Origin of the sequence: Mediterraneibacter sp. 210702-DFI.5.30, assembly GCF_020560115.1 — a bacterium.
Classification (GTDB): Bacteria; Bacillota; Clostridia; order Lachnospirales; family Lachnospiraceae; genus Mediterraneibacter; species Mediterraneibacter faecis.
On the sequence record NZ_JAJCME010000025.1, the window covers coordinates 1 to 7208 of the forward strand.

General features: G+C 43.0%; 7 protein-coding genes. All 7 read left to right on the plus strand.

Annotated elements, in window-relative coordinates; genetic code table 11:
* The first annotated feature begins 121 nt into the window (after positions 1-121).
* The 7 genes from LI126_RS14440 (at position 122) to LI126_RS14470 (ending at position 7149) form a co-directional block, all read left to right on the plus strand.
* On the plus strand, positions 122-505 hold the full coding sequence (locus tag LI126_RS14440) for a GntR family transcriptional regulator (protein WP_155204907.1): 384 nt from the start codon (positions 122-124) through the stop codon (positions 503-505).
* 32 nt (positions 506-537) lie between these two features.
* Positions 538-2982 (plus strand): ATP-dependent Clp protease ATP-binding subunit, encoded by a 2445-nt coding sequence (locus LI126_RS14445; RefSeq protein WP_227165633.1) that lies wholly within the window; start codon positions 538-540, stop codon positions 2980-2982.
* A gap of 103 nt (positions 2983-3085) precedes the next feature.
* Positions 3086-3499, plus strand: coding sequence for an endosialidase (locus tag LI126_RS14450; RefSeq protein ID WP_227165634.1), 414 nt, complete (start codon positions 3086-3088; stop codon positions 3497-3499).
* Positions 3500-3634: 135 nt separating this feature from the next.
* On the plus strand, positions 3635-4999 hold the full coding sequence (radA, locus tag LI126_RS14455) for a DNA repair protein RadA (protein ID WP_227165635.1): 1365 nt from the start codon (positions 3635-3637) through the stop codon (positions 4997-4999).
* Positions 5000-5252: 253 nt separating this feature from the next.
* Positions 5253-5627, plus strand: a complete 375-nt coding sequence (locus LI126_RS14460) for a GntR family transcriptional regulator (protein ID WP_020435879.1) — start codon at positions 5253-5255, stop codon at positions 5625-5627.
* Positions 5628-5629: 2 nt separating this feature from the next.
* Positions 5630-6478 (plus strand): ABC transporter ATP-binding protein, encoded by an 849-nt coding sequence (locus LI126_RS14465; RefSeq protein ID WP_227165636.1) that lies wholly within the window; start codon positions 5630-5632, stop codon positions 6476-6478.
* A complete protein-coding gene (locus LI126_RS14470; protein ID WP_227165637.1) occupies positions 6478-7149 on the plus strand; it encodes an ABC-2 transporter permease in 672 nt (223 codons plus the stop codon). The genes LI126_RS14465 and LI126_RS14470 overlap by 1 nt, the downstream gene beginning before the upstream one ends.
* Positions 7150-7208: the final 59 nt, after the last annotated feature.

The following is a 7208-nucleotide window of genomic DNA, read 5'->3' on the forward strand; positions in this document are numbered from 1 at the left end:
ATCGCCAAAGGCGATTTAAAATGGCGAGATGCGTTGCTGGTCGCACATCGTGTGAGCAGTAACGATTTTACAGAAGACAGCAGGAGATCTGTTTTACACGAAAGAGAAAGGGGCTACGCGTATGCTGATAGAAGTTGATTTCAACAGTGATGAGGCGATTTACATTCAATTGTGTAACCAGATCATTCTTGGTATTGCTATGTCAGATATTCAGGAAGGGGATTCACTCCCATCTGTCAGGCAGCTTGCGGATACGGTTGGAGTGAATATGCATACTGTGAACAAAGCGTATCATGTGTTGAAGCAGGAAGGATATATCAGTCTGGATAAACGCAGAGGTGCAGTGATCGCAGTTGATGTAGATAAATTTCAGCAGCTCGAAGCGATGAAAGAGCAGTTAAGGATCGTACTTGCGCGAGGGCGTTGCAAGAATATCTCACGGCAGGAGGTTCATGGGCTGGTAGATGAGATATTTGACGAGTATGAGCTGCACGAGAACCGGTAGCAGAGAAGTAGAAAGACATAAGGGAGATATATATGCAGATTTCATATACAAAGTCGGCGCAGCATGCGCTTAAGTATGCGGCTAGAGCTGCCAGAGAGATGAAGCATCCGTATATCGGAACAGAACATTTGCTTCTGGCATTGAGAGAAGAATATACAGGAGTGGCAGGACAGGTACTTGCGAACAGTGGAGTAGAGTCGGAGAAGATCCTGAAGCTGATGGATGAGCTGATCACTCCGGCAGAAGAACATCCGGCAGCGAAAGGAAAGAGATTAGAAGAGAGTCCGAGACTCCAGTATCTGTTAGAGAACAGCGCGAAGGAGTGTAAAAGACTCCGTACAACGGAAATCGGAACAGAACATCTCCTTCTTGCGATGATACGTGATGTGGATTGTGTGGCAGCAAAGATTCTGATCACATTGAATGTGAATCTTCAGAAATTATTCCAGAGCATTATGAATGCAGCAGGGATCGATCCGAAGATCTATCAGGAAGAACTTCAGGAGGATAATCGCGGAAGCGGTGCGATGATGGAGCAGTACTGTACAGATCTGACAGAACGTGCGGCAGAAGGAAAAATGGATCCGGTTGTGGGAAGAAACCAGGAAATTTACCGTCTGATGGAGATCTTAAGCCGCAGGACAAAGAACAACCCATGTCTGGTTGGAGAACCGGGAGTTGGTAAGACAGCAATTATTGAAGGTTTAGCGCAGAGAATCGCATCAGGTGTGGTTCCGGAGAAGATGAAAGATAAGAAGATTTACAGTCTGGATCTTCCGGGACTGATTGCTGGTTCAAAGTACCGTGGTGAGTTTGAAGAGCGTATGAAAGGCCTGATCTCGGAAGTAGAAGCCTGTGGAAATGTGATTCTGTTCCTTGATGAGATCCATACGATGATCGGTGCGGGAGGTGCAGAAGGAGCGATTGATGCATCCAGCATTCTGAAACCTTCACTGGCGAGAGGTGAGATGCAGCTGATCGGTGCAACTACGATTGCAGAATATCGGAAGTACATTGAGAAAGATGCAGCACTTGAGCGAAGATTCCAACCGGTGACGATTGAAGAGCCGACACAGGATCAGTGTATTGAGATCTTAAAAGGTCTGAAAGAGAAATACGAAGCGCATCATAAAGTTGTGATCGAAGAACAGGCACTGGAGTCAGCAGTGCAGCTGTCAGAGCGTTACATCACAGACCGGAATCTTCCAGATAAGGCGATTGATGTTTTAGATGAAGCATGCTCAAAGGTGAGTCTGAAGGGATATGAGGTTCCAGAGAATCTGAAGCAGTTAGAACAGGCAGTGAAAGAACTTGCTTCGCAGAAGGAAGAGAGCATTGAACGGGGAGATTTTGCAGAAGCGTCCCTGATTCAGAAAGAACAGGATGCAGTGCAGAAGAAATTAGACTCAGTGAAGAAACGCTTTGAGAAGAAACAGGCGAAGGCCAACCCACCGGTAACTGTAAATGCGGTTGCAGAAGTGGTGTCTGCCTGGACAAAAGTACCGGTGAGTAAGCTCGCAGAGAGTGATGCCCAGCGTCTGAAGAATCTGGAGCATGTCCTTCAGAAGAGAGTGATCGGACAGGACGAGGCTGTCGGCGCAGTTGCAAGAGCTGTGAAGAGAGGAAGAGTCGGACTGAAAGATCCGAAGCGCCCGATCGGTTCCTTCCTGTTCCTGGGACCAACCGGTGTTGGTAAGACAGAATTATCAAAAGCACTGGCAGAAGCGTTATTTGGGAAAGAAGATGCAATGATCCGTGTGGATATGTCAGAATATATGGAGAAACATTCCGTTTCCAAGATGATCGGATCTCCTCCGGGATATGTCGGTCATGAAGAAGGTGGACAACTCAGTGACCAGGTGCGTACACATCCATATTCCGTGATTCTGTTTGATGAGATTGAGAAAGCACATCCGGATGTGTTCAATGTACTTCTTCAGGTGTTGGACGATGGGCATATTACAGATTCTCAGGGGAGAAAGGTTGACTTTTCTAATACTGTAATTATTATGACATCAAATGCAGGTGCGAAAGCAATTGTTGAACCGAAGAAGCTAGGATTTGCGACAAAAGAAGATTCGGCGAGTGATTATAAGAAGATGAAGCAGAATGTGATGGACGAAGTGAAACAGATCTTCCGTCCGGAATTCCTGAACCGAATTGATGAGATTATTGTATTCCATTCACTCGGCAAAGAAGAGATGAAGAAAATCGTTTCTTTGTTATGCAATCAGTTTACTAAACGTCTGGAATCACAGATGAATATTCATCTGAAACTGCGTGAATCTGCGAAGGCTCTCATTGTGGAGAAAGGAACGGATGCGAAGTACGGAGCAAGACCACTGCGCCGTGCATTGCAGACAGAACTGGAGGATAAGCTGGCAGATGCGATCCTGAACGGAGAGATTCAGGAAGGGGATCATGTGGCAGCAGGAGCATCCAAAAAGGGAATTCATTTTGTGAAGACAGAATCTTAAAATCACATCGAATTGTAAATGTGAAGAATAAATAAAATCTATAGAAAAACTATTTTAAGTAGTATATAATAGGAGCATATATATACCCAGGAGGAAATTAAAAATGGCAACAGTGAAAGAATTATTGCGTGTAGAGAACGACGGAACATTAAGCTTTGGAGATTACACTCTTGCATCCAAGACAAAGAAGGACGGATTTGAATTTAAAGGAGATCTTTATAAAGTAAAGACATTTGCGGAGATTACAAAGCTGGAGAAAAATGGAATGTTCGTTTATGAGTCTGTTCCAGGAAGTACAGTAGAGAACTTCAAAGAGACAGAAACAGAAGTTGAGTTCACAGTTTCCGCACCGGAAGACGTACAGTTTACATTGGAACTTGAGCCAGAGAGCGAATATGAAGTATTTATCGCCGGAGAGTCTGCAGGTAAGATGGGAACAAATTTAAGCGGAAAATTAAGTGTAAGTGTTGAACTTAACGCAGATCAGAGTGCTGCAATCAAAGTTGTCAAATGCTAATCAGTCAGATTCGGATAGAAACAAGAGTAGTGTAAAAACAGAGGGAAAGGAATTGCAAGATGCGCCTTTCCCTTTTCTAATCTATAAACCTGGCAAGCTGTATTATGCTTGCTTCGAACAGAAAGGAAATTATGAATGGCAAAAGGAAAGAAAACAGTTTACTTCTGTCAGAATTGTGGGCATGAAGAAGCGAAGTGGCTCGGTCAGTGTCCAATGTGTAAGGAATGGAATACATTTGTCGAGGAGAGGATTGACAGTGGCATCACGAAAGGAACGACTGTAGCAGCCAGAGCGGTGAATGAAGTGAAAGTGGTTCCGATCACAGACGTTTCCGCGGATGATGATACAAGGAATAAGACTGGAATTAAAGAATTAGACAGGGTTCTTGGTGGTGGGATCGTGCCGGGGTCACTCGTTCTGGTAGGAGGAGATCCGGGAATTGGAAAATCAACTTTGCTCTTGCAAGTCTGCCAGAGGATGGCGAAGCAGCAGAAGATTTTATATATTTCAGGTGAAGAGTCTCAGACTCAGATCAAGCTTCGCGCAAACCGTATGGGTGAATTCAGCCAGAATCTGTTGCTTTTGTGTGAGACGAATCTTGGGATTATCCGCAGCGTGATCGAGAAAGAGAAGCCGGAGCTTGTGATCATTGATTCCATCCAGACGATGTACAGTGAAGATGTGAATTCCGCACCGGGAAGTGTCTCCCAGGTCCGTGAGTCTACGAATGTATTTATGCAGCTGGCGAAGGGACTATGTATCCCAATCTTCATTGTTGGCCATGTGACAAAAGAAGGAACCGTGGCTGGTCCGCGTGTGCTGGAACATATGGTGGATACGGTACTTTATTTTGAAGGAGATCGTCATGCATCTTACCGAATCCTCAGAGCTGTGAAGAATCGTTTTGGCTCTACGAATGAGATCGGTGTCTTTGAGATGAGACAGAATGGACTTGTAGAAGTAGAGAATCCATCCGAATATATGCTGAGTGGAAAACCGGAGAATGCATCCGGTTCAGTTGTAGCCTGTTCGATGGAGGGAACACGCCCAATTCTTCTGGAGATTCAGGCACTAGTTGCAAGAACGAACTTTGGTATGCCAAGAAGAACTGCAGCAGGAACAGATTATAACAGGGTGAATCTTCTGATGGCAGTACTTGAAAAACGACTTGGTATGAATCTTGGAAATTGCGATGCTTATGTAAATATTGCGGGCGGAATCAAGATGAATGAGCCGGCAATCGATCTCGGAATCGTGATGGCACTTGTGTCAAGTTACCGGAATCGTCCGATCGATGAAAAAACGATCGTGTTCGGTGAGGTTGGTCTGAGTGGTGAGGTACGTGCGGTGAATATGCCGGAGCAGCGTGTGGCTGAGGCGAAGAAGCTTGGATTCGAGACGTGTATCCTTCCGGAAGTGTGCATGAAGACGGTGAAGGATGTTAAGGGAATCAAGCTGCTGGGTGTGAAGAGTGTGAATGAGGCTGTGGCGATTTTTTAGTAATAAGAAACATTGCAAGGTTATAATGAAATAGAGCAAATGAAGAAAGAAGTTTCTGATATAAGATGAAAAGCTTGTATTGGAAACTTCTTTTATGTTTTAAGAAAAAAAATAGTTTACAATATGCTGGGGGGATATTGGATGACGGAGTAATACAATAAAACAATGCCCTGAAAATTGAAAAAACAAACAGTATATAACAGTTGACAACAGTGATACACTGTTATATACTGTTTACAACAGGAGGTTGCTTATGAAGATTATAATCAATAATTCATCGATGGTACCAATCTATGAACAGATCATGGAGCAGATCAAAGCGCAGATCATCTCCGGAGAATTAAAAGAAAATGATATACTGCCGTCAGTAAGAACGATGGCAAAGGAACTGAAGATCAGTGCACTTACCGTAAAGAAGGCATATGACAATCTGGAAGCGGAGGGCATGACGGTCACGGTTCATGGAAAAGGAACTTATGTTGCAGCTTCGAATACACAGTTGATGGAAGAAGAGCGCAGAAAAGAAGTTGAGGCGGATCTGGAAGCGGCGATTCAGAAGGGAAGACGCTGCGGAATGAAAGAGGAAGAGATCCGCTCCTTGTTTGAACTCATCATGGAGGACGAATAATTATGTTAGATATCAAAGGGGTAAAGAAAAGCTACGGCGAATTTCAGTTAGACTGTTCGCTAAATGTAGAAAAAGGAAGGATCACAGGTCTGGTCGGAGAGAACGGAGCCGGTAAGAGTACCGTGTTCAAGGCAGTACTCGGACTCATTTCCTATGATGGTGGCGAGATAAAGATTCTTGGAAAAAAACCGCAAGAGTTAAACGAGAAAGAGAAAGAACAGATGGGAGTAGTCCTGGCAGAAGCAGGGTTCAGCGGATATTTGAAAGGAAAAGATGTTGAGGCAGTTCTTGCTAAATTGTATCCAAAGTTTGAAGAAGAAAAATTTCTTCAGATGTGTGAAAGATATCAGATTCCACTGGATAAATTCTTAAAAGAGTATTCAACAGGAATGAAAGCAAAGCTGAATCTGATCATTGCATTGACGCATCAGGCAGATTTTCTGATGCTGGATGAGCCGACAGCCGGTCTTGATGTCGGAGCAAGAGAAGGGATGCTGGATATTTTGAGAACATATATGGAAGAAGAACCGGAGAGAAGTATCCTGATCAGTTCACATATATCTTCAGACTTAGAGCATCTGTGTGATGATATTTATGTGATTCATAAAGGAAAGATCGTACTTCATGAAGAGATGGATAGAATTCTTGAAAAGTATGCCATGTTGAAAGTCAGCGAGGAACAGTATCAGGCTTTAGATAAAAACTATATCCTGAAAGAGAGAAAAGAAAATTTCGGAATTGCCTGTCTGACGAATGAGAAACAGTATTATGCAGAGAATTATCCGGAAATTGTAGTGGAAAGCGGATCACTCGATCAGGTGATTCTGATGTTGACAGGAGGCGGGATGTAATGAAAGGAATCAGAGGACTTTTGGAAAAGGATTTTCGGTTGTTTTTTCGGCAAGGGGGCAATCTTTTTTTGGTATTAGCGTTTGTGGCGTTATTTTTTACGCTGACGGAAAAGAAGACAGCTACTTTTATTGCAATCTATATCCCATCTGTTATAGCAGTATATGCGGGGAATACAATTAGTTATGATGAAAACAATCATGGATATATGTATTTATTTTCTTTACCTGTAAATAGAAAAGTATATGTTAGAGAAAAATATATTTTTTCCTTTATTATGACAGCGTGTGGATGGTGTATTGGAGTAATCTGTGCAGGAATCACTGTACTCATAAAGCCAGAAGAGGTGTTTGATCCGGAAATGCTGGCAATGGAGTTGATCACAATCTTTGTATTTCAGGCAATTGCGGGAATTACGATTGCAATTCGGTTAAGGTTTGAAGGAGAGAAAGGACGATTAGTGCTACCAATTGCAATTTTAATTGTTTTTGCAATTTGTTATGCAATTGGCTCTTTTGTGATGGATAACATGGGATTAAAAGAAAGTATTTTGTATATGATAGAAGGGATAGGCGATTTTGAAATTGCGATTGCACTTATCGTGCTGAGTCTGCTCGTATGGTTTGTTTCATATATTTACAGTATGAGAGTCATGAAAAAGAAAGAGTTTTAGTTATTGTTCACTCCCGTGTCAATCACTTCGCTGATTGACACGGAGGATACATGTTTTGG

Coding starts and splice junctions, on each gene's coding strand:
- LI126_RS14440 (WP_155204907.1), top strand. CDS start 122: ATGCTGATAGAAGTTGATTTCAACAGTGATGAGGCGATTTACATTCAA.
- LI126_RS14445 (WP_227165633.1), top strand. CDS start 538: ATGCAGATTTCATATACAAAGTCGGCGCAGCATGCGCTTAAGTATGCG.
- LI126_RS14450 (WP_227165634.1), top strand. CDS start 3,086: ATGGCAACAGTGAAAGAATTATTGCGTGTAGAGAACGACGGAACATTA.
- radA (WP_227165635.1), top strand. CDS start 3,635: ATGGCAAAAGGAAAGAAAACAGTTTACTTCTGTCAGAATTGTGGGCAT.
- LI126_RS14460 (WP_020435879.1), top strand. CDS start 5,253: ATGAAGATTATAATCAATAATTCATCGATGGTACCAATCTATGAACAG.
- LI126_RS14465 (WP_227165636.1), top strand. CDS start 5,630: ATGTTAGATATCAAAGGGGTAAAGAAAAGCTACGGCGAATTTCAGTTA.
- LI126_RS14470 (WP_227165637.1), top strand. CDS start 6,478: ATGAAAGGAATCAGAGGACTTTTGGAAAAGGATTTTCGGTTGTTTTTT.